A 24159-nucleotide genomic window follows, 5' to 3' on the forward strand; every position below is an offset into this window, starting at 1 on the left:
TAAATAATAGAAATTTATACGAGGTAAATATCATGGGAAATAAAAAAGAAATAGCTATAGTAGCATTAACAACAGGATTCGTTTTAACAAGTGTAACACCATATGGAGTAGGTCATGCAGAGGAACCTGGTCAAATGCAAGTTGAAATTCAAGAGGATTCGTTCCGTACAGGTGATCTGACACAACCATCAAAAAAGGCACCAGAGAATGTAGTGAAAGATGCACTTAAGGAAAATACGGAGCATGCTTTGTCTCCAAAACAAGTTAGTGCAGAAACAGGAGTAGATTACAAGGTTCTTCAAAAACGTGGTTCTTATGATGGAACTACACTTGTGCGCATGCAACAAATATATGAAGGAAAAGAAGTATATGGCCACCAGTTGACTGCTCACGTAGATAAAAAAGGTATTATTAAAAGCATTTCAGGAGCTAGCGCACAAAATTTAACACAAGAAGATTTAAAGAAACCTATTAATTTATCAAAAGAAGAAGCAAAACAATATATTTATAAAAAGTACGGAAACGATACTAAATTTATTTCTGAGCCAGAAGTTAAGGCAGTTATTTTTGTTGATGAAAATCATGGGCAGGCTAGCAATGCATATCAAGTTACATTTGCTGCTACAACACCAAATTATGTATCTGGAACTTATTTAGTGAATGCTCATAATGGTGAAATGTTAAAAGATATGGTACAAGAATCAAGTTTGAAAATAAGTGAAGAGTATGTTCAATCCGTTAAGGAAAATAAAACTAGCAATTTCACATCATTAACTGGAACAGGAAAAGATGATTTAGGCGTAACTCGTACATTTGGTATTTCTAAACAGACCAGTGGGAATTATGCGCTTGCTGATTACACAAGAGGACAAGGAATTGAGACATATGATGTAAATTATAGAGATATTACAAATGAAGAAAGTTATTATCCTGGTATACTAACAACTAGCGTTTCAACAACATTTAATGATCCAAAGGCGGTAAGCGCTCATTTCTTAGCAACAAAGGTATATGATTTTTATAAAGAAAAATATAAGCGTAATAGTTTTGATAATAAAGGGAAAAAAGTAGTTTCAGTTGTACATGCATGGGATTCCGGAGGAACAAATGATCCTGAAAATTGGGAGAATGCATTTAGTACTAATATTAATAACATTAGTATGCTTTTATATGGAGATCCTATGGTAAAAGCGTTCGACATAGCGGGTCATGAATTTACACATGCGGTTACATCTAGCGAATCTAACCTTGAATTTTCAGGAGAATCTGGGGCGATTAACGAGGCATTATCTGATATTATGGGAACGGCTATAGAGAAATACATAAATAATGGAGAATTTAACTGGACAATAGGAGAACAAACGGGATCGACTTTTCGTAATATGAAAAATCCAACTGCAATTAATTTTTCAGAAGGACTACCGTATCCTGATGATTATAGTAAATATAATGATTTAAATGGAGAGGATTATGGAGGCGTTCATTTTAACTCAAGTATTATTAATAAAGTTGCGTATTTAATTGCACAAGGTGGTACTCATAACGGTGTAAATGTAAATGGTATTGGTGAGGATAAAATGTTTGATATTTTCTATTATGCAAATACTGATGAATTAAACATGACTTCTGATTTCTCTGAATTGAGATTGGCATGCCTTACAGTTGCAACTAATAAATATGGAACGAACTCAATTGAAGTTCAAGCAATCCAAAATGCTTTTGATGTGGCAAAAATTACAGGAACAGTGAAAGAAAACGAAAAAGCAGTAGAAAACCAAGCTCCAGAGTTAACTGTACCGATTACCATTACACTACGTGTAGGAGATACGTTTGATCCAATGAGAAATGTAAAAGCTGTTGATAAGGAAGATGGTGATTTAACAAATAAAGTAAAGCATAAAGGCGATGTAGATACTTCAAAATCAGGTACATACATTATGGAATACATGGTTGTTGATTCTCAAGGGCGGAATGCAACGGCAACACAGACTGTAATTGTAGAGAAAAATGGAGAAACATCAGATTTAGAACCTAAATTAACAGTGCCTGTTGGAGCGACAATTCATGTAGGAGATTCATTTGTTCCAATGGCAGAAGTATTAGCTATCGATAAAGAAGACGGTGATCTCACTTCTAAAATCAAAGTTGATGGTGAAGTAGATACATCTAAAGCTGGTACTTACGTATTAACGTACACGGTTACAGATTCTAAAGGTCATGAAGTAACGGCGGAGCAAACTGTAACGGTCAAAGTTAGAGAAGAAGTTAAAAATGATAAACCAATACTAAAAGTACCTGCTACAACTTCAATTACTGAGGGTGATCAATTTGATCCGTTGGTAGGAGTATCAGCTACTGACAAAGAAGACGGTGACCTTACTTCTAAAGTAGCGTATGAAGGAACTATAGATATAACTAAAGCTGGTACTTATGAAATAATATATAGTGTAAGAGATTCCGTGGGTAATGAGGTAAATACAATACAAAAAGTGTTAGTGAAAGATAAAGAAACTAGCAAACCTAATGGTCTTGCTAATAAGACAAACAACAGTAATACCGATAAAAAAGAATATACATATAAGGAGCTTCCAAAGACGGGTGTAAGTACAACTAACAGTGCAGCAATCGGCATATTGATGATTATTGCAGGTACAGTACTCACTTTGATTCGCAAATTTAGAAAGATACAAAAATAATAGTAGGGATTATTCGTTTGAAGAAAAGAGTTCAGTATTCAAAAGAAATAAAGTAGAAAGTAAATAAAACGAAATATGGATTTTTTACTTATTAAGATTTTAATAGTTAAGCGGTACATTTGGCTTTTATAAAAATTTGCAGTTGGATACTATTCTGTCTACAGAACTATATTACATATAAAACACGTTACTATTCTTTTATTTTAATGAGAATAGTAACGTGTTTTTTGATTTGAAAATAGCATAAATCCTATAGCTCATGAATATAGGAGTACTTCTAATTTGCCATTGATAAGTTACTGAAAACACTTTGCTTTAATGGAAGTGTCACTCTAAATGACAACATGAGATTTTCGATATTTACCAGGTGTTTCATTGGTGAATTTTTTAAAAATTTTAGTAAAATAACTTTGATCGCTAAAATTAAGCGAAGCGCATATGTCTGATAAAGGATAGGTGGTGAAAGTTAATAATTTCTTTGCTTCTTCGATTCGTTCACGTTGAATGTACTCAATTAATGAAATACCGACTTCTTTTTTAAATAATATAGATAAATAATCTGAATTCACATTTGCAAATTTAGCAAGTTGTTTAACAGATATTGGATTGTAAATGTTTTTAAAAATGTAGTTTTTGCAAATAGCAATAGTCTGTGAATGTTGCTGTGTTTTTTGTGCCTTTACACGGTCTGCAAAGGTACAAAAAGCATTTTTTAATAAATCCCAAACAGATTCTTTGTCTTTTAAATCTTCTGTTCTTTGAATATGTAAATCATAAATTTTGTAAGCAATCCCAGATGGAAGTCCCCCTTTTATCGCATATCTAGTAGCGAGCGTGATGGATGAAATACAAATGTTTTTATGACGTCTTAATTGATGGAATGAAGATAAAGATGAAAGAGTCTCTTGTTGGAATTCGTAATAATATTTGAGTACGGTTTCTTTATCCCCGTTTTCTATAGAACCAAGCAGTTGCTGCTCTATATATAAATTATGATAAATGGATTCGTCTTTTTGCATTGAAATATATACATCTTTGTTTAAGATTCTGCTATGACTTATATGAAGTGAGTCACTGTTATTTGAAAATGTGCTTACATCTGAATTTTTTTTATAGAGAATGTTATAGAACAATATTGCTATATTTACAAAGAAATTTTGATCTTTGACTGACAATGAAAAATAATGGTCTCTTGTTCTTTTATAATTTGGAATGAAATTAAGGTTACTATCCGTTTTACTTGTAGAAAAATTTACATGTGCCAAGGGCCCAATAATAACAGTACCGTTCACCATATAATCGCTCTTTATGTGAATTAAAATGAAGTGCCCTAGATGTTCGTGAGTTCTGAAGATGGGGAAATTATATGTATCATTTCTCTGAAAAAGCACATGTAACTGCTCTATTTTTGATGTATACAACGAATGTGAATCACTTTTTGATGTGAATTCTAAAAGAATATTTTTGTTACAATCTAAAAAACAAACTGGAATTTCAAAAGATTGGAAAAACATATTGCAAATGTACTCTATCTCAACTAGACTGAGCTTTTTAGTCATATTCTTCCTCCTTACAGTTATGCGTAATAGTTAAATAAACATATATTCCTTTTTTCATAAGTAGAAACGGAAAACCTTTATTAATAAAAAATATAAATAAAAGTTATAAACTTCTAAGAATAATACCATAATTTAACATGAATAGCACATATTATTTGAATATACAGGTAATAGTTTTGGACAGTAGCGTAAAATATGAATCGTCACACTTATTTGTTGGTTATTACTTATATGTATTAAAAAATGATTAAGATTGGATTTTAAATAGGGATAGGAAGTGAGAAATTAATAGATTGACAGTAAGTGACTAGTCGAAATTAGTAGTGAAAGCTATTATGTAACAAATGTAATGATTCTTGAAATAGGGATATAAGTGTAATTTAGGGGAGAAAATTACATATATCATGTGGAGAGACAACGTAATAATAGAAGATAAGAAAAGTGAATAAGTGATTGTAAACAATGGATTGTTGGACGACTATGTTTTATGTTATTCGTTTAAAACTGATACTTGGCACACTATTGCTTTTAAGAAGGTAATAGTAATAAAGAGATTTTTAAAATGATAGAAGTAGTAAAGGGGATAAGAGAAATGAAAAAAATATTTAGTGTGCTTTTAGTGTTTTTCTTAACATTTTCTACATGGTCTAGTGTATTAGTAAAGGCGGATTCACCATCTAAAGGTACTTTAACGATTCATAAGTATGAACAAGAAAAAGATGGAGCGCAGGGACTAGAAGGTGACGGTTCTGCAAATCAAGAGGTGCCAAAAGATGCGAAACCATTAAAAGGTGTAACGTTTGAAGTAAAAAGGGTTGCTTCTTTTGAAAAAATTTCAAACGATGGGAAAATCGTAAAAGAAGACGTGAAACCTGTAATGGGAGCCACTCCAAATCAAGTAGTAACAGATGATAACGGACAAGCTGTATTAAAAGATCTTCCGCTAGGACGTTATGAGGTGAAAGAAGTGGCAGGACCTCCACATGTTAATCTAAATCCCAATACGTATACAGTGGATATCCCATTAACGAATAAAGAGGGTAAGGTGCTAAACTATGATGTTCACATGTATCCTAAAAATGAGGTTAAACGTGGTGCAGTTGATTTAATAAAAACTGGTGTAAATGAAAAAGCATTAGCAGGTGCTGTATTCTCTTTATTTAAAAAAGACGGTACAGAAGTGAAAAAAGAGTTAGTAACAGATGCTAATGGTCATATTCGCGTGCAAGGATTGGTGTATGGAGAATACTATTTCCAAGAAACAAAAGCTCCGAAAGGCTATGTAATAGATCCAACTAAACGTGAGTTTTTTGTTAAGAACTCCGGAACAATTAATGAAGATGGAACTATTACTTCTGGTACAGTAGTTAAATTAGAAGTGAAAAACTATGAAGAACCAACAATTGATAAAAAGATTAACGGAAAATTGGAAGCGTTACCAATCAATCCGTTAACTAATTATAATTATGATATTAAAACATTAATTCCAGAAGACATTAAGGAATACAAAAAATATGTGGTAACAGATACTTTGGATAATCGTTTAGTGATTCAAGGAAAGCCAATCGTGAAAATTGATGGAGCAGAAGTAAATGCAAGCATTGTAGAGGTAGCTATAGAAGGTCAAAAGGTAACAGCTACAGTAAAAGATTTCACAAAATTAGATGGTAAAAAAGAATTTCATTTGCAAATTAAATCTCAAGTAAAAGAAGGAGTACCATCTGGTTCGGAAATTTTAAATACAGCAAAAATTGATTTTACAAATAAAAATGATGTAATTGGAGAAAAGGAATCTAAACCTGTAGTTGTTGTTCCGACAACTGGAATAATTGAGTTAACAAAAATTGATGGTGCTAATAAGAATAAATTAAAAGGTGCAGAGTTTGTACTTAAAGATAAAAATGGAAAAATAGTTGTTGTAGCAGGAAAAGAAGTAACAGGTGTATCAGATGAAAATGGTGTTATTAAATGGTCTAACATTCCATATGGAGACTATCAAATTTTTGAAACGAAAGCACCAACATATACAAAAGAAGATGGTACAAAAGCTTCTTATCAATTATTAAAAGATCCCATTGATGTAAAGATTAGCGAAAATAATCAAACGGTTAAATTAACGATTGAAAATAATAAAAGTGGATGGGTTCTTCCGGTAACGGGTGGCATAGGAACGACTCTTTTTACTGTAATAGGCCTTACGTTAATGGTTACAGCGGCATTTGTTTTCTTTAGAAAAAAGTTTGCTAATAATTAAGATTTTAGGAACATGTAACTATGGGAAAAGGGGAGAAGCAAAATGCTTCCCTCTTTTCGATATTTAAGCATATACAGAGGTGGAAATATGAAACGAAATCTTGTTTTGGGAGGTATTTTTTTATTTGGATTAGGTGTTTTTTTATATCCTACTATTAGTAATTGGTTGGCGACTCGTGCACATTATTCTGAGATTAGCTCTTACGATAAGAAGATCAAAGCGCTACAAAAGAAAGAAGTCGAACGTAGGGAAAAAGAAGCAGCCGAATATAATAAACAAGTTCACACTTCCACGAAAACATTTACTGATCCATTTTCTGAAAAAAAAAGTAATCATCAAGCATATGCTGATGCGTTAAATTTAGGAGATGTAATGGGGTATATTGAAATATCGAAAATTAATATAAAACTGCCAATCTATCAAGGGACATCTGAGGAAGTATTGAGCCGCGGGATAGGTCATTTAGATTTTTCTTCGCTCCCGATAGGTGGAGAAAATACGCACACTATTTTAACAGGGCATCGTGGTTTACCATCAGCAAAATTATTTACAGATTTAGATAAGTTGAGCGAAGGAGATCTCTTTTATATTCATTCTTTAGACAAAGTTCTTGCTTATAAAGTAGATCAAATTAAAGTAGTGTTACCACACGAAACGGACGATCTACAAATTGTAGAAAATAAAGATTATACAACTTTAATTACGTGTACGCCTTATGGAGTAAACACCAATAGATTGCTAGTTCGAGGTGTGCGTGTGGAGTTAAACGAGAATGAAAAACAAAAAGTGAGTACAGAGATATTTATATTTAATAAGTGGACTGTAATAGTTCCAATCCTATTGTTATGTGTGTTTCTAGTCGTAATTTATAAGAAAAGGTTAACTCGATAGAATGTATTTATTTATCCTGCATTAATGGACATTGGGACCGGAAATTCAGAGATAAGTAAAGAAGATATATAGGGAATGAAGTAAATCCTCATTGATAAACATGTCATTTTATTCGACTATAGAAAAAATACGGTAAAGGTGGGAACAAAGGAATTGAGGCTACGATTAAAGCTGGTAAGTATTCATTTTATTGTTTTGTTAATGTTAAGTGTAAGTTTTGTCGTATATGTACCACAAGAAGCATATGGATCCACGACAAACTTAGAAGGTCTAGGTGATATATCGCGTTATAATGCAGTTGTCTTTGGTAACCATAAAGCAATAGGTGGCGACATTGAAGGAGCAATTGCAGTTCAAGGTGATATGGATGCATCGGGGTATACAATTGTAGGTGCTGCAGCGGGAACATCTAATATAGTAGGTGAAAAATGGGTTGATAAGGGATATCCGTCCTTGTTGTTGTCTGGAAAATTTAAGAAATCAAGAGAAGAATCTTTTATCATTCAAAACGGAATAGTCGTAATGACAAAAGAGAGTGATCCAGATCGCATCATACAATCTTCTTATGATCATATCGTTTATAAAGAAAAACTAGAAATTGACGCGAAATTTAATGAATTTCGCAATATAGTGAACCAAGTCAGTAAAAATGCTGGTCAATATAAAACGAATACCCCAATTCCAAATATGAGTTATGGAATCGGAAAAGATATAAACAATTCTAATATTTATGTTTCATCAGAATTGACAGGGAAAAACAATTTAGATATAAGAGATGTATTTTTACCGAGTGCTAAGGACAAAGATTTTATTGTTATGTATTCGGATGCAACAGAGGTTACATTTAAAAATGGGTCTATTCTATATGACACGAACAATATTGGAAGGGCTACAGATATAGTTCCTACATCACAACCATATTCTCCTAATTCGCCGTTTACTGAGCTATATGGGAAAGTGATTTGGGTTTTTCCAAATGCGAAAAAAATTACAACAGAGGGATATGGTGTCGTTGGGAGTGTGTTTGCCCCCAATGCTGTATTAGAAACAAAAGGCGGTTCGATTAATGGACAAGCATTTGTTGGTGCGGTACAACAAACTGGTGGATTTGAATTTCACAATTTCAAATTTAACTGGCAACATTGGAACAAGCCTAGTACTGGAAAAGTAAAAATAAAAAAGGTTGATAGTAATAATGATAATAAAAAATTGGTGGGAGCAAAGTTTCATATAGAAGATTCAAATAAAAAAGTAGTTGGAGAACTAGTAACAAATGAAGAAGGAGAAGCGATATCAAAAGACTTACCAATAGGAAACTATATCCTTGTAGAAATAGAAGCGCCAAAAGACTATGAATTATTAAAAGAAAAAATAACTGTAAAAATAGAAAAAGATGCAGTAGTAGAAATTAAAATAGGAAATAAGAAATTGCCAGATCCAATGGGAAAAATGAAGTTAGTGAAAGTAGACATAAGTGATAAAAATAAAAAGCTAGCAGGGGCAAAGTTTCATATAGAAGATTCAAAAGGAAAAATAGTTGGAGAACTAGTAACAAATGAAGAAGGAGAAGTAATATCAAAAGACTTACCAATAGGAAACTATACCTTAGTGGAAGTAGAAGCACCTAAAGGTTACGAATTATTAAAAGAAAAAATAACTGTAAAAATAGAAAAAGATGCAGTAGTAGAAATTAAAATAGGAAATAAGAAATTGCCAGATCCAATGGGGAAAATGAAGCTTGTGAAAGTAGACATAAGTGATAAAAATAAAAAACTAGCAGGGGCAAAGTTTCATATAGAAGATTCAAAAGGAAAAATAGTTGGAGAACTAGTGACAAATGAAGAAGGAGAAGTAGTATCAAAAGACTTACCAATAGGAAACTATACCTTAGTGGAAGTAGAAGCACCTAAAGGTTACGAATTATTAAAAGAAAAAATAACTGTAAAAGTAGAAAAAGATGCAGTAGTAGAAATTAAAATAGGAAATAAGAAATTACCAGATCCGACTGGACAATTTGAAATTGAGAAAGTTGATGATAAGGATATCAATTTAAAACTACAAGGCGCTATATTTCAAGTCTTAGATAAAGAGGGTAAAGAAGTGGCTAGATTAACAACGGATGAAAAAGGAAAGGTGATTTCCAGTCAATTAGTACTTGGAAAATATACGATAAAAGAAATAAAAGCGCCAAACGGATATATGTTACTTAGGGATCCAATAGAAATAGAAATTACAGAAGCAGTAAAGACACAAAAAATAACAGTGAAAAATGCGAAGAATAATTGGGTAATTCCTAATACTGGTGGGAGCGGAACAACAATTTTTTACGTAATTGGTATTATGCTAATGTTTGGTGTGCTATATTTCTGTAAGAAAAATCGTATATTATGAACTAATTTTATAGAGTTAGACAGATCGTTACGTTAGAGAGTTTTTAGGACATGAGTTCGGTATTGTACTGGACTCATGGTACTAAATTTGTTAAAGGAGGAAGGATAATAGTAAACATAGAATATATTAATGAATTAAAATATTTAAGAGGTGAACATGGTGGCAATAAAACAAGACGAAATTAAAGTAGTTGTCGGAGCTGGAGTGTTTAATAATAATCCAGGTTGGATTCAAACGCAAGAAGATGAACTTAACTTACTAGATAAAGCTACGTGGGAAGAAAGATTTGAATACAACTCTATTTCAGCTTATGGGAACACCTTACTTTTGAAGAAGGTGTAAGAGCAGCTGAAATTTGTTATGAATTTTTAAAACCATCTGGTCATATTCGGTGCGGAGTCCCTGATGCATTCTTTCAGGATGAGGTATATCAAAATATAGTTCAAATAGGGGGCCCCGGTCCGAAAGATCATCCAGCAGCAAGTCATAAAATCGTTCATAATTATATAACATTAACGAAAATGTTTGAAACTGCTGGATTCGAGGTAGTTTTACTTGAATATTGTGATGAAAATGGTCGGTTTTATTACAACGAATGGGATGCAAACGACGGTGTTATTTTCCGTTCGAAAAGGTATGATTCTAGAAATAAAGGCGATAAACTTGGTTTTCCATCGCTAATTGTCGATGCGATTAAGCGTTAATCATTAATCATTCCACAAAAACAGGAGTTAATCCTATTATTTCATAAGTCGCAAATGCGGCTTTTTTTATTTGTACGTAAATCTATATTTAATTTTCAATATTATTTAACTCGATTTAGAAAATATTTAAGTTTTTCTCAGCACCATTCACTTTAAATTAACACTTCGTTGTTATAAATATTTATTTTATATTTATATTCGTGTAAAATGAAGTGAGAACATACATTCTATATAAGGAGGCAATCAAAATGATAGCTGAAATTGGGAAACTAACTGATGGATATATTGTAAAATTTGAACGCGAATTTCCATATACGGTAGAGGAAGTTTGGTCTGTATTAACAGAAAACAGTAAGCTGAAAAAATGGATGTCCAATTTACAGATTGAAAGCCTTAAAACTGGTGGAATAATAAAGTTCGACATGATGGACGGTTCATTCATAAACATTGATATTTTAGAGTGTCAACTAAACTCAGTACTTGAATTTACTTGGGATAAAGACCGTGTCCGATTTGAAATACATAAAGAGGAGAATGGTACTCTTTTACTTCTTAAAGAGTACATTCATGAATTAACAGATCATACACCGAGAGATATAGCTGGTTGGCATATTTGTTTAAATCTTTTTTCTTACGTTTTAAAAGGAGAAGAGAAAGAATTTTCTAAAGATGAATGGCAACAATGGTTTGAAATATACAAGGATAAGATTCATGAAGTGAGAGTATAATTGCATAATAGGTAATATTCATTATGTAATTATTATATTGTAAAAATGCTTTTGTGAATAAATAAGAATAGAGGTTAATATGAAAGTAAATCAATTAATTGCTAATAACATAAATAAATTAGATGCAACTATACCGTTTAATAAATCGTTTGGAATTGCTGGGTTATCTGGATCGGGTAAAACAACTTTTTGCCAAACAATTGGTGAAGAGTCAAAAAAACGATTAGTTTCTTTATTACCAAAGGCTGAATATCAATATTTATTTCCTAACATTATGGAAACAAATTTTAGTGCTATTAAGATGGAAGAAATGCCGTTAGTACTTTTTCTAGGAAAATCATCGATTTCGTCTAATCCGCGTTCAACGATTGGTACTCATACTGGTGTTTTTACAGAGGTTCGGGAAAAACTTGCTGAAGTATTTAATCTTTCTCCAGAGGTCTTTTCATTTAATAATCAATTAGGCTGGTGTACTGGTTGTAAAGGCCGTGGTACTACAAAAAATGTTGAGTGTAAAAAATGTAAGGGAAAACGTTATAGTGAAGAAATTGAACAACATGAAATTGATTTGTTGGACAAGCCACATTCAATCTCAAATATTAATGATTTAAGTATTGAATCTATTCTTTCACTAGCAAAAGAGTTAAATATTAGTGAAGAAAAACAGCATATACTGCAAAATATTATTAATATGAACATTGGTTATTTAACATTAAATCGAATTATGGGTACGTTATCAGGTGGAGAGTTAACACGACTTTATTTGGCCGAATTCATGGCAGTAAGTGAAAATGCTGTAATTATTATTGATGAGATTTCAGTTGGACTTGATCATGAAACTTTATTACAAATTTTAGAAGAGATTAAACGATTAGGGTGTAAAAATCAAATTTGGCTTATTGATCATTCAGATACAGTACTAGATACAACTGATGAGCAATTGTTCTTTGGACCTGGTAGCGGAAAATATGGCGGGAAAATTGTGGAAGAATCACCAAGACCAAAGTCAATACTGTGGGATCGAAATAAAGAAATACCAACAGAATATTATACATTCTATGATTTATATTGCCGTAATATCCAAATGGCTGAGTTTCAAATTCCTAAAAACAGGCTTGTAACAGTTACAGGAGAATCAGGATGTGGGAAATCTACACTTGTCAACGAATGTCTAGCTACAGATTTTTTGAAACGATATCCAAAAGATAAATTAGTTATGGTAGGACAAGACCGAAATCAATCAATTACAAGTCGATCAACTGTAGCAACTTTCCTAGATATTAAAAAGAAACTGACAAAGTATAGTGAAGACATTGATGATATTTTTGAGCGCTCGATTGAGGATATTATTGATGAACTTCCAAATGAAGATATCGCTTATAAACGTTTGAGCCTACTAATTAAATTAGGGCTTGGCTATTTAACATTAGAGAGAAAAACACAAACATTATCGACAGGTGAGTTTCAATGTGTTCATTTAGTTTCGGAATTATTTGCAAACACTAGAAATCCACATACATTATTTATTTTTGATGAGCCTTCAAAAGGTTTATCACAAAATATTTTAAATCAATTTATCGATAGTATTAGAGGTATTCTGCAAGATGAATCAGTTTCGATCATTATGATTGAGCATAATCGTTACATGTTAGAAAGCTCTGATTATATAGTTGATTTTGGAAAAAGGCAGAATGAATCTATAGAGCATTTGGATGTTGTCAATCATGAGGATTACTATCGTCAAAAAAGTAATGTGAATAGCACAGAGAAAATACACATCTCTTCAATGCTTAGGCAGAAAAAAGGGGTTCACTATTTAGAAGAAAATCATATTAACTATTTTAAAAATGCCGAAAATATTTATAAGGGCGGTATTTTAAAAAGTTTATCATCAATGGCTAGGTTAATTTATGGTGAATATGAATCTAATACAATCGCACCTGTTATTGCTATTGATCTTGAAAGACATTTATATAGTCAATATAGTTTCTTATATGAGATTGGTGGATTAATTAATCATATTGTAGCTGCTCATCCAATTAATAAAGATACGAGAAGTTTTGATTTCTATTCACAGGAAAATCATTGTCCATCTTGTTCTGGACGTCTTCAAATTGAAGTTTTTGATAAAGATATTGCCATTCAAGATAAAAGTGTTCCATTTTGGGATGGGCTATTCGATCCAGAAATCATGAAGGTATTAAAATTTTATCAGCATGAAAAAATAGAATTTCTATTCGAAGAAATAAAAAATGAGCTTGGTCACGATTTGTCAAAGAGCTATAATGATATGTCAGAAGAAGAAAAGCATACGTTTTGGTACGGATATTTTGAAAAATCATTTTATGATAAAAAAGGAAAGACACGCAGAACATGGGTAGGGTTTAATACAATTATTGGTGGATATATTGTTATTTCAAAAGCACCTATTAAAGAAGAAATTAAGAGTTCAAAAAAAATGATGAAATGTCCAATTTGTGAGGGGACGGTTTTAAATCATCATAAACCACTTAAATTTGGTAACGTAGATATTCGTGAAATAATCAATCAGCCTATTAATAAAGTATTGAAAATAGTTGGTGATTTACCGGCACTTGTTAAATTGAAGTCTATTGTTGGTGGCGATATGGTATTGACGGAAGATGTTTCTTTATTGCCAAGAAAAGCACAAGTTGCATTGAAAATGTTTGAATTAGAACAAGCAAGCTTTTCAAACTATGAAATGGTGTTACAAAATGTCTTACCATTCTGGAGCGAAATAAAAGGAAATATCGAATCCATTAGTGTTAATAATCAGGTAACTGTTTGTGATTTCCCTAATGTTTATGAAACGAGAGAAACCATTATAGATAAGTATTTCACAAATGGTAAATATAAAAAACTTACGTATGTATACGAAGCGTTTGGATACAAAAAATTAGTTACCCAAATTAATAAAATTAAAAAAAGTAATCCATGTCCATTTTGTAAAGGTAAGAAAGTGATAACCGAAGATAATCTACATGATGGTGTCTTTAAACTAACAATTCCATGTGTAACTTGTAATGCAAGTGGTATTAATGACGAAGGGTTAAAAGAAGTTGTCGAGGGCGTGGATGTACAAACGTGGTTAACTGGAAAAGTAAGTGATGTTGTGAATGAAAGCTTATTAACAGAAGCTGTTGGACAAATACCCATTTTCAATCGCATACGTGAGTTGGATAAACGAGATATGATGGCGGTTTATGAATGTCTTGAGAAAAATAACTAGTGATGGATTTGTCAATTGCAGTAGTCATAAAAACAGGAATATAGGTTTTTAATTATATAAATATAACATGTTAAATTGTTATTTAAATCGTTAAAAATAGTTGACCCTCACATAATGTCATTGTTTATGATGAAGTTGAGCTTCAAAGTAGATGTAACTTATAGGAGGAAATCATGTTTAAAATAGGGGATTTTTCGAAACTATCTTCCATTAGTATACGTATGTTGAGACACTACGATAAAGTGGAATTATTACAACCAGTAAAAGTCGATGAGCAGAGTGGATATCGATTTTATTCAGCTGACCAATTAAAAAAGGTAAATCAAATTCAAACATTAAAAGCTATGGGGTTTAATATTGCTACCATCAAAGAAATAATAGAATGCGATAATATAGATAGCATAAAAGAGCGATTTTTAAATCGTAGTGCTCAAATTAAAGAAGACATGAATAACCTCCAAAAACAATTACGTCTCCTCGAAGACTCAATGAAAACGATGAGAGAGGATGTTGTTGAGATGAATTATCATGTTTCAATAAAAGAAATTCCAGAAAGAACTGTAGCTAGTGTTAGAAAGATTATTCCATCGTATAATTGCGAAGGTGATTTATGGAGTGTATTAATGCAAGAAATTCAAATGAAAAATATTAGTATTGCCCATCCGAGTTATAGTATTGCGGTTTTCCATGATCGTGAATACAAAGAAAATGATGTAGATATAGAAATACAGCTAAGTATTCTAGGTAAGCACGAAAATACAAAAGACGTTACATTTAAAAATATGAAATCAACCAATGTAGCTTCTATAATAGTTAATGGAAGTTATGAACAGATGACAGCTGTAAATGAGGCTGCGGCAAAATGGATTGAGACAGAAGGTTACAAATTAGCAGGCCCGATGTTTAATATTTATCATGTGAGCCCAGCGATGGAATCGGATCCTAATAAGTGGGTTACAGAAGTTTGTTATCCAGTTAAATAATGATAAAGAAAAAAGGCATTAATTATATGCCTTTTTTCTTTGGAAACTTATCCATAAATATCAAGACAAATTACTTCGAGATTCGATTCGTCAACTACTAGCACAATTTTATTTGCAAATGTACAAAATGAGCGGATTGTAATGAATCATCTAAAAACCAACCAGTTGGTACTAAAGTAATGTAATCATCTATTTGGAAATTTCAGCAATGTTTAAATGAGCAACAAAAGCCACCGTAATAAGGGGCTTTTGTCTTAAATAATTTAATGATATGTGTACCCTCCATCAGGAAACAATACATTACCCGTAGTAAAACTATTTTGCATTAAATATAGAACAGTATGTGCAATTTCATTATTATGGCCAGGCCTTTTTACAAGAGAAAGAGATTTATAAGATTCATAAGCAGCTAGTCTATTTTCGTTTTGTTCATTCTCTCTTTGTATTGTTCCAGGAGAAACAACATTAACTCTAATAGGAGCTAATTCTACAGCTAAAGCTTTCCCTAAACTTTCAATAGCACCATTGCAAGCTCCATAAGCAGGTGCCCCTTTAAGTGGTCTTTGACTAAATGCACCAGACATTAACACAATCGATCCAGAGTTTGAAAGAAAAGGAATTGCATATTTTACGGCATAATATTGAGGCCAAAACTTTCCGATGAAGCTACTTTCAGCAATTTCCTCTGTAGAGGTAATCGGTCCAAGTGTGTAAGAGGCTCCCGGTGTGAATAAATGATCAAAGTTCCCAACTATCTTGAAAAAATTTTGTAATTGCTCTTTATTTTGATTATCCAATATATAAGTTTGAAGATGATTGTTATTTATTACTTCTCGAGCAACTTTTAATTTTTCTTCCGAGCGTCCGGCAATAATAACATGTGCGCCTTGTTTAATTGCTTGTGTTGCTGTTGCTAATCCAATACCAGAACTCCCGCCAATGATAACAATACGACTATTTTCTAATGTAGTAATAGACATATTTTAGCCACTCCTTTAATAAAAAATTTAGAATATAACTGTGCTATGCTTTTATTATTCGCTAAAAGGGAGCAAGTGAAAAGTACGCACTTTATATGTACATAGTCGTAAATTTTGTACTAATCGCTATACATGCGGATAAGTAATTGGAAAAATCGCTAAATATGGTTTATCCCGCATTAACGGGCAGTAAAACTCTCACCTCAAAGTTAGGAAAATGTAAGGAAGTTAGGTAAGAGGTCAACTGCCCGTAAAAGCCCGATTGGTTCAACTAATAATCAGTGTGGGATGGACAAAACCCCCACTGATTAAAGTTTCACTTTATGATATCTGAGGAGAGGTGAGAAAAATGGATTTACAAGAACCGAAGTTAAAAGGAGTAATAGCAACATTACAAATAATCGGTGGGAAATGGAAGCCGCTCATTTTGTTTATTTTGCTAACAGATGGAACGAAGCGTTTTGGTGAATTAAAGCGATTAATACCAGATATATCTCAAGGGACGTTAGCAAAGCAATTACGTGAATTAGAGCAAGATCAACTAATAAAACGCGAAATTTATCAAGAAATACCACCTAAAGTAGAATATAGCTTAACTCAACATGGAAAAACAGTCAGTACTGTTTTGGATAGTATGTGTAGTTGGGGAAGAGGGCATTTAAAATATATAGATAAAGATAAACCATAAAAATGTTATGTAAACTTATTGTAGTGTGAAGGGAAATATTGTTTTAATAATTTGTATTTTATAATATATAATTAAGGAGTGTCGTAGGTTATTATACATATTTAATTTATTTTTACAAAGGGGAAGTAATAAGATGAACGAATTAGAGTATAAAAGCTTCTATGATAAAGTAGGAAGATTAAATGGATGGGATTTTAGCAAAATAAAATGTGAAACTGTAGGAGATACATGGGACTTTTATAGTGAGGTAAAAGAAAGGTGTAAACCATCACATATTTTACTTGATGTTGGTACAGGCGGAGGAGAAAATGTACTTAACATAGCATCATCAGCTAAATTGTTGATTGGAATTGATAATTCTAACGGCATGATTGAGACGGCACATTCTAACTTGAAAAAATCAGGTGTACAAAATGTTGAGTTTCTTCAAATGGGTTCTGAAGCTTTAACATTTCCACATGCACATTTTGATATTACTTCAAGTTGTCATGCCCCGTTTCTGGCATCTGAGTTAGCAAAAGTAATGAAAAAGGGTGCCTTTTTCTTAACACAACAAGTAAGTGAGAATGATAAATTAAACCTGAAAGAAGCATTTGGTAGAGGACAATGCTTAGGTGAACGGGATGGTACTTTAAAAGAAAAGTATATGAATGAACTTATTAGTGCAGGATTTGATCTCGTGCAAGTACGTGAATATGATGTTACTGATTATTACAGTAGGTCTGAAGATCTCATTTTCTTATTAAAACATACTCCTATTATTCCTAGATTTGGAGAACAGGAAGAGGATTTTACTATTTTACAAAAGTTCATTGATACGTATAGTTCTGAAAAAGGGATTCGTACTAATTCAAAAAGATTTATGATTATTGCTGTAAAACCTTAATGTATTTTATCGTAAAAGTTGCTTTTCATTTAAGGAAAGGCAGCTTTTTTTATATGGAAACAATGCAGGGGAAATTTGAAAAAATAGAAATAAGTAAAGTGTTAATTAAAAACCGAAATATGGAGGATATTTGTTTTGAAACGTTAGTGTACTAGCAATAAAAGAAGCTAACATATTCATACTAAAGTTGTAGTTTCTATATGAAAAATCCATCCTTCCGTTTGATTTTATCTATTTATAAGTGTAATACAATACAAATAGATAATAAGAAATGAGGGGGAATGTAAAGTGATTACACATATATCAGATATAAAACTACAAACGGTTTCCATAGAAGGGGTAAAACAAGTTTATAAGGACATATTATCTTTTCCAATAAAAAAAGAAACAGCATCCTTCATTCAATTTGAAGTAACACCTTATACAACAATTAGTTTTCAAGAAGTGTATGAACCAATCGCACCTGCACATTTTGCTTTTGAAATCCCATATTCAAAATTCCATGAAACAGCAAAATGGTTAAAGGACTCTGGATTACTCATTGTAAAATGGCAAAATGGAAATGTAATTGGTGAAGAGAATGGTCTATTCAATTTATACTTTAAAGACGGAGATGGAAATCTACTCGAAATTATCGCACATAGTTATGTTAAAGAGGATGTATTAGTACCACACTCACCTTTAAACATTTTATACGTAAGGGAAATTGGTCTTCCTGTTAAAAGTGTACCTGTTTTTACGGAATGGTTAAAATCAAATCTAAATATGAAAACGATGGAAGATGGGGATATTTTTAACTTTGTTATAGGTGGCACTGCATATATCGTCGCGACTTGGTGGCAGCGACCTTGGATTCCAATTGCAATGAAAGCTCTATCACCGAAAGTACACGTTTCTTTAGGAACACCAGACGTCGCATTTTTACAGCGAATCCATAATAACTTTAAGAAAAATAGTGTACCATTTGAATGTAAACGTAATGAAGTATCATTTATTGAGCAAGGATATACATTTTCAATTGTGCATACATCAGAGTTTCATTCGGATATTCCTAAACAATTAAGCTTACCGCTTTCTATTTAAGGATGGAAAGCGGTAAGTTTTTTGTATATTCGTGAAGAAGGTTTTAGCTAGGATTATAGTGAATTTAAAGAGAAATATAAGGTGTTATTCTAATTTATGTTAAGGGGGGAAATAAAGTGGTTTTAGGTAATCTAATTGCAAAAGGGAATACAGCAGAAATTTATTTAACTGATGATAAGGTTGTAAAATTATTGAAAGATTACCTCCCAGATACAGAGTCTATGAATGAAGCAAAAAAACAAAAATATGCGTATTCATGTGGGTTGCCAGTTCCAAACGTATTTGAAGTGAAAAAGATACAAAATAGCCAGGCAATTATTATGGAACATGTAAAAGGGGACAACATTGGTGATCTTCTGCTTAATAATTTAAATGAGGCAGAGCGTTATATCAGCCTTTGTGTTAATGAGCAAAAAAAGATCCATGCTATACATGTGAATACAGATGAAATGGAGTTAATGAGGGAAAGGTTAGAGCGTCAAATTAAATCTGTGCATAAATTGGATGAACGCAAAAAGAAGGATATATTACAAAAATTAGATTTTATTACATTTGATTTTAGGCTATGTCATGGAGATTTTCATCCATTTAATTTGATTTTGAGTAAGGAAGAGAAAGTGAAAGTTATAGATTGGGTAGATGCTAGTTCAGGTGATATTCGCGCAGATGTATTTCGAACATACTTGTTGTACTCACAATCTTCGGTAGAATTAGCTGAGATGTATTTACATATATATTGCAGTCGTACCGGCATATCAAGAGATGAAGTTTTTCAATGGGCTCCTATTATTATTGCAGCTAGATTTTCTGAAAAAGTATCACCGCAAAATGAAGTGTATTTGAGAAGATTATTGAATCAGTATTTATAAGTCATAAAAAAGGTTGTCAGCTAATTAATAAATGCTGCTGTTTAACCAAAGTTTCCTTGCAGTTAAACAACAGCATTCTTAAATATTGATATAGGTATTCTTATTTTCGATCTTCATCCTATAAAGGTTCATAATCCGTACTTGTTCCTCCGTTAATTCTTCTTTATCCCAATACATATGCATTAAGCTATATTCAAAAATCTCCTTTAATTTAATAAATAACGGAAACTTGTCTTTCATCTCTTTTGGTAGCTCATTTTCCTCTTGGTAGCCTTCAAATAGTGCTTTTGTAATTGAATACTCATAGTCAACGATATTCCCATTTCCAGCAAATGAATATTCTATCGCACTATAAATAGGAACGGCTAAATCGAATATGTAAAAATGTTTTTCGCAGTCTTGAAAATCTATCATTGTTAAGTTTGAATTATTTTCGACTAAAATGTTTTCTAACCATAAATCTCCGTGAATTAAGCCGTAATTTGAAGAGGATTTTGGTAGCTCTTTTATGGAAGTTAAAACGTCAGATGCAATTTCTCTTATTGTATTTTCTTCTTTAGGGATATATTTAAGAAAATTATATTCTTCATTTTCATACCAATCGTTTATATGTTTTACTGGTTTAATCTTTTCAAAGCTTTTAGATATACGATGTAATTTTCCAATTTGTTTACCAAGTTTTTTAAATATATTAGAATTCCATTCAGACCTTGGTAAATGTATACCAGGAGCAGCTTTATATAATACAGCAAAAATCTCCTTGTCTAATGTGAATTTTTCTACAAAATTCCCTTGTAATGAAGGGATTATTGGTGGAACACCTAAACCATTTTGATATAAAAAATTCGTATATATAACTTCTTCTATCTGTTCTTCATATGTTTTGTAGTTTGTAATTCTACTGAAGTATGTACCTTGTTCTGTAAGACATTCATACATCTCATTTGTTATTGGCTTAATGTTAATAAAATTCAACGGATACTGTTCATTTATGAATTGAAGTATTTCTTTTTCTAGCTTGTTCATTGAAACGTCCTTTCCAAACCTTAATTTTTTAACTTGGGAATTAAAAGAATTTTATTTTATAAAATTCGTGTTTAATTTTTGAAATCCTTTAAAATGAAATATGATGTAAATTGACCTTTAATAATTAGTAAGGTGTTGCCAACATACTCATTAACGCTAAATTGAAAAATGAATAGAAGGTATGACAAAATAAGATAGATGAAAAAATAAAAATTAATACTTATATATAGATTATAAAGACTTTAGAGAAAGGCTCATGTTATAAAACACAAGAAATATCAAAAGAAAGAAACGCACTTCTCCTATACTTTTAAATAAGGAGTGAAGGAAATGAATGAACATATACAGCAGATGATTAATTGGATTGAGAGCAATTTAAAAAGGAGATTTTCTTTAGATGAATTATCTCGTTACATGGGGTATTCTCCTTATTATTGCTCTTTTAAATTTCATCAAGTAACGGGTTTCAGTATTAGACGTTATATTCTTCTTAGAAGGTTATATGTATCTACGGAAGATTTAAAGAATGGTAGGAAGATAATTGAGGTAGCGTTGGATTACGATTACTCTTCCCAAGAGGCTTATAGTAGAGCTTTCAAAAATGTTTTTGGAATGAATCCAAGAGAATACCAACTTAACAAAATGCCTATTCAATCATTTGTTAAACTAAATTTAAATAAAGAAGGGGCGTTTAAAATGAATATTTCTAGAAAAATAGAGGTTGAACAGTTACGAGATAGGAAGAGTGAGCTATTTGATAAAGAGGTACTTAACATATTAAATGGTCAAGTTATGTATGAAAAATTTAAAAACGAAAAGCTAATGGGTAATTCTGATTATGCCCCATTTAATGAGGCAATGTGTGTGAACTCGGCTACTACTCAAGTTTTTAATGAAGAGTTTATTAAAACAAGAGCGAAAGGACATAACAGTTCAGTAGAAAGTTATATAAAAAAGGTTATAGATCCGTTAGAAAACCTTTTTACGAAAAAGTATAAATGTATTGTTCTATGGTTTGGTGAAGATATGTTTTGCCAAATGAACCTACTTACCATACTTTCTCACCTTGAACAGTCTGCTTATGAAGGGAAGGTATACTTAAATAGCTTTAGAGAGGATGAATTTAAAGTAAATCAAATTGAACTTGAATTGGGGAATTATTCTTCTATATACAATGAAGTATTAGTAAACCATAAAAAGACCTCTCATAAAGTACCACCTGTAATGTATCAGGCTATAGACTTATTTTTAGAAATGTTAACAGAAGATAATGCAGTAATGAAATTCATCTCTAAAAATAAAGATTTATCAACTCGTGAGTTATTAATAAAGTTGTTTTATCTTTTTCCAACAATCGGATATGGGGATACTCAGTACATAGAGCTGATTAATAAAATAAAGAAGAAAGCTACACCAAAAATATAGGTGCAGCTTTCTTCTTATAATTGCTCAAGTAATTCTAATTCTTTTTCTACAAATAGCATTAGTTCTTTAATTGTTTCACCAGAAAAATCAAAACGAATACCGGCTGCATCATACACTTCTTTTATAGATTGCGAGCTTCCTAGTGATAATGCCTTTTTATAATTTTCTAGTGCTTGTTTAGGTTCCTCTTTATATTGTTTATACATTTGTAAAGCGCCAAGTTGGGCGATCGCATATTCAATATAATAAAATGGTACTTCAAAAATATGGAGTACAGGTAACCAACTCGTTGCTATCCAGTTTTCGTAACCATCAATATGTATGACGCTAGACTGATAATGTTTTTGAAGTTGTAAGTATTTTTCATTTCTTTCTTCAGAAGTATGAATTGGATTTTCATACAGCCAGTGTTGAAATTGATCGACAATAAGCATAACGGGTAAATATGAAATAACATCTTTAAAGAAGTTAATTTTTGCTTGTTTTAAATCTTTTTTGTCTGTATAGAAGGTATCCCAATAATTAAGCGAGAATAACTCCATTGTCATACTGGCTAGCTCAGCTGTTTCAGCTGGAATTTCTATATACTGTCGTAATTTTAATGGTTTTATGAGTTCGTTATGAATACTATGACCCATTTCATGTATAAAAGTGACAATATCATCTTGTGTATAATTTAAGTTCATAAAAATATAAGATAATTGTGAAGCTGGTAAGTACTCACAAAAGCCACCAGCTGCTTTTCCTTTGCGGCTTGTTAAATCAAGACAATTGTGTTTAGACATTCGGTTTAAAAGTGCTGAAAATTCAACATCTAGTTTATTAAAGATATGAGTGCTCTTTTTAATTAAATCATTTTCATTTGCAATTGGTTTAAGTACTTTTTGATCTGGAGTTACAGCTGATACATCCCATAGATGAAGCGTATCCACTTGCAGTTTCTCTTTTTTCTCTAGCAATATTTTATTTTTAAGAGGCACAACATACTTACGTATGGATTCAGCTAGTTCATAGCAGTCTTTCGCTGTATAATCAAAACGCTCGTATTTTTTGAACATATAATCACGATAATTATCTAGTTGAATATTTTTTGCCTTTTCGTGACGGATTACGATTAATTCATTTAAGATATTTTGTAATTTATCTTCGACAGATAGGAATTTTTCAGAAATGAGCGTTCTTGCCTTTCTTCGTATATCACGATTCGGATCTTGTAAGTAAGACTGTAGTTCAGTAATTGTTTTTTCTTCACCATCCCATACCACAGTTAAACCACCTGTAATTTCAAAGTACTCGGTTACCAGTTTGTCTTCGTTTACTTCTAAATCAATGTTCTTTTCACAGAATAATGTCTGTGCATTTTTTATTTTTTTATCAAGTAAGCTATACGTTTTTGGGTCAAGTTCCATTCGAAAAGGTGATTCTAAATATTTATTATCAAATGAATTTTGATAGCGTTTCAAAAGAGGCCTTACAAATTGTTGATCATATTCAAAAGTATCTTTTATTTCTTTATTATCGGTATTACATTGAAAGGCGATATAGTGTGATCTTAATTGTTCTTCGATGTCCCAAATTACTTTTGACTGCTCTTTTAACCAATTTTCAAGGTCTAGTTTTGAAGAAATCATTTTATTTAATAAAGTCGAAAGAGTTTTTTCCAATTGTAGTACATTACTAATATCAATCGTATTTACACGTTGCATTATATATCCCTCACTTTTTATTTATTCATGGAGATATTCT

At 31.7% G+C, this 24159-nt stretch carries 16 protein-coding genes and 1 pseudogene; 13 read left to right on the plus strand and 4 right to left on the minus strand.

All coding sequences use genetic code 11. From position 1 onward, the window contains the following. Positions 1-32: 32 nt before the first annotated feature. Positions 33-2696, plus strand: a complete 2664-nt coding sequence (locus BM089_RS08800; RefSeq protein ID WP_090976655.1) for a M4 family metallopeptidase — start codon at positions 33-35, stop codon at positions 2694-2696. Positions 2697-3028: 332 nt separating this feature from the next. Here the strand turns inward: BM089_RS08800 and BM089_RS08805 are convergent, their stop codons facing one another. Then, the gene (locus tag BM089_RS08805) at positions 3029-4255 is read right to left on the minus strand and encodes a helix-turn-helix domain-containing protein (RefSeq protein WP_139213236.1); all 1227 of its coding nucleotides are present in this window, start codon (positions 4253-4255) and stop codon (positions 3029-3031) included. Positions 4256-4847: 592 nt separating this feature from the next. On the opposite strand from BM089_RS08805, the gene BM089_RS08810 reads away from it, so the two are divergent. The 7 genes and pseudogenes from BM089_RS08810 to BM089_RS08840 all read left to right on the plus strand — a co-directional run bounded on the left by BM089_RS08810 (position 4848) and on the right by BM089_RS08840 (position 15456). Beyond that, the gene (locus BM089_RS08810; protein WP_090976738.1) at positions 4848-6509 is read left to right on the plus strand and encodes an LPXTG cell wall anchor domain-containing protein; all 1662 of its coding nucleotides are present in this window, start codon (positions 4848-4850) and stop codon (positions 6507-6509) included. A gap of 87 nt (positions 6510-6596) precedes the next feature. Then, the gene (locus tag BM089_RS08815; protein WP_000828082.1) at positions 6597-7400 is read left to right on the plus strand and encodes a class C sortase; all 804 of its coding nucleotides are present in this window, start codon (positions 6597-6599) and stop codon (positions 7398-7400) included. A 153-nt stretch (positions 7401-7553) separates the two neighbouring features. After that, entirely contained in the window at positions 7554-9791 is a 2238-nt protein-coding gene (locus BM089_RS08820; RefSeq protein WP_090976657.1) for an MSCRAMM family protein, read from the plus strand. 159 nt (positions 9792-9950) lie between these two features. Then, positions 9951-10495, plus strand: a pseudogene (locus BM089_RS31480) (SAM-dependent methyltransferase). 248 nt (positions 10496-10743) lie between these two features. Continuing rightward, positions 10744-11223 (plus strand): SRPBCC family protein, encoded by a 480-nt coding sequence (locus tag BM089_RS08830; protein ID WP_090976661.1) that lies wholly within the window; start codon positions 10744-10746, stop codon positions 11221-11223. A gap of 79 nt (positions 11224-11302) precedes the next feature. Beyond that, entirely contained in the window at positions 11303-14473 is a 3171-nt protein-coding gene (locus BM089_RS08835) for an ATP-binding cassette domain-containing protein (protein WP_090976663.1), read from the plus strand. 173 nt (positions 14474-14646) lie between these two features. After that, positions 14647-15456, plus strand: coding sequence for a MerR family transcriptional regulator (locus tag BM089_RS08840; RefSeq protein WP_090976665.1), 810 nt, complete (start codon positions 14647-14649; stop codon positions 15454-15456). A 263-nt stretch (positions 15457-15719) separates the two neighbouring features. Here the strand turns inward: BM089_RS08840 and BM089_RS08845 are convergent, their stop codons facing one another. Further along, positions 15720-16436, minus strand: a complete 717-nt coding sequence (locus BM089_RS08845; protein WP_090976667.1) for an SDR family oxidoreductase — start codon at positions 16434-16436, stop codon at positions 15720-15722. A gap of 349 nt (positions 16437-16785) precedes the next feature. Here BM089_RS08845 and BM089_RS08850 point away from each other — a divergent pair, with 349 nt between their 5' ends. The 4 genes from BM089_RS08850 to BM089_RS08865 all read left to right on the plus strand — a co-directional run bounded on the left by BM089_RS08850 (position 16786) and on the right by BM089_RS08865 (position 19962). Continuing rightward, on the plus strand, positions 16786-17124 hold the full coding sequence (locus BM089_RS08850; protein WP_029442367.1) for a winged helix-turn-helix transcriptional regulator: 339 nt from the start codon (positions 16786-16788) through the stop codon (positions 17122-17124). A gap of 133 nt (positions 17125-17257) precedes the next feature. Next, positions 17258-18010: a class I SAM-dependent methyltransferase gene (locus BM089_RS08855; protein WP_090976669.1), complete on the plus strand. Its 753-nt coding sequence runs from the start codon at positions 17258-17260 to the stop codon at positions 18008-18010. Positions 18011-18298: 288 nt separating this feature from the next. After that, positions 18299-19093, plus strand: coding sequence for a VOC family protein (locus BM089_RS08860; protein WP_090976671.1), 795 nt, complete (start codon positions 18299-18301; stop codon positions 19091-19093). 116 nt (positions 19094-19209) lie between these two features. Then, positions 19210-19962, plus strand: a complete 753-nt coding sequence (locus BM089_RS08865) for an aminoglycoside phosphotransferase family protein (protein WP_090976674.1) — start codon at positions 19210-19212, stop codon at positions 19960-19962. Positions 19963-20040: 78 nt separating this feature from the next. On the opposite strand, the gene BM089_RS08870 is transcribed toward BM089_RS08865, so the two are convergent. After that, positions 20041-20988 (minus strand): phosphotransferase enzyme family protein, encoded by a 948-nt coding sequence (locus BM089_RS08870; protein ID WP_090976675.1) that lies wholly within the window; start codon positions 20986-20988, stop codon positions 20041-20043. A gap of 330 nt (positions 20989-21318) precedes the next feature. Between BM089_RS08870 and BM089_RS08875 the strand changes: the two genes are divergently transcribed. Continuing rightward, positions 21319-22413, plus strand: coding sequence for a helix-turn-helix domain-containing protein (locus tag BM089_RS08875; RefSeq protein WP_090976677.1), 1095 nt, complete (start codon positions 21319-21321; stop codon positions 22411-22413). A gap of 14 nt (positions 22414-22427) precedes the next feature. On the opposite strand, the gene BM089_RS08880 is transcribed toward BM089_RS08875, so the two are convergent. Next, positions 22428-24119: a M3 family oligoendopeptidase gene (locus tag BM089_RS08880; RefSeq protein WP_090976679.1), complete on the minus strand. Its 1692-nt coding sequence runs from the start codon at positions 24117-24119 to the stop codon at positions 22428-22430. Between the last annotated feature and the right edge of the window lie 40 nt (positions 24120-24159).

This window comes from Bacillus sp. 5mfcol3.1, assembly GCF_900114335.1.
Lineage (GTDB): Bacteria > Bacillota > Bacilli > Bacillales > Bacillaceae_G > Bacillus_A > Bacillus_A thuringiensis_S.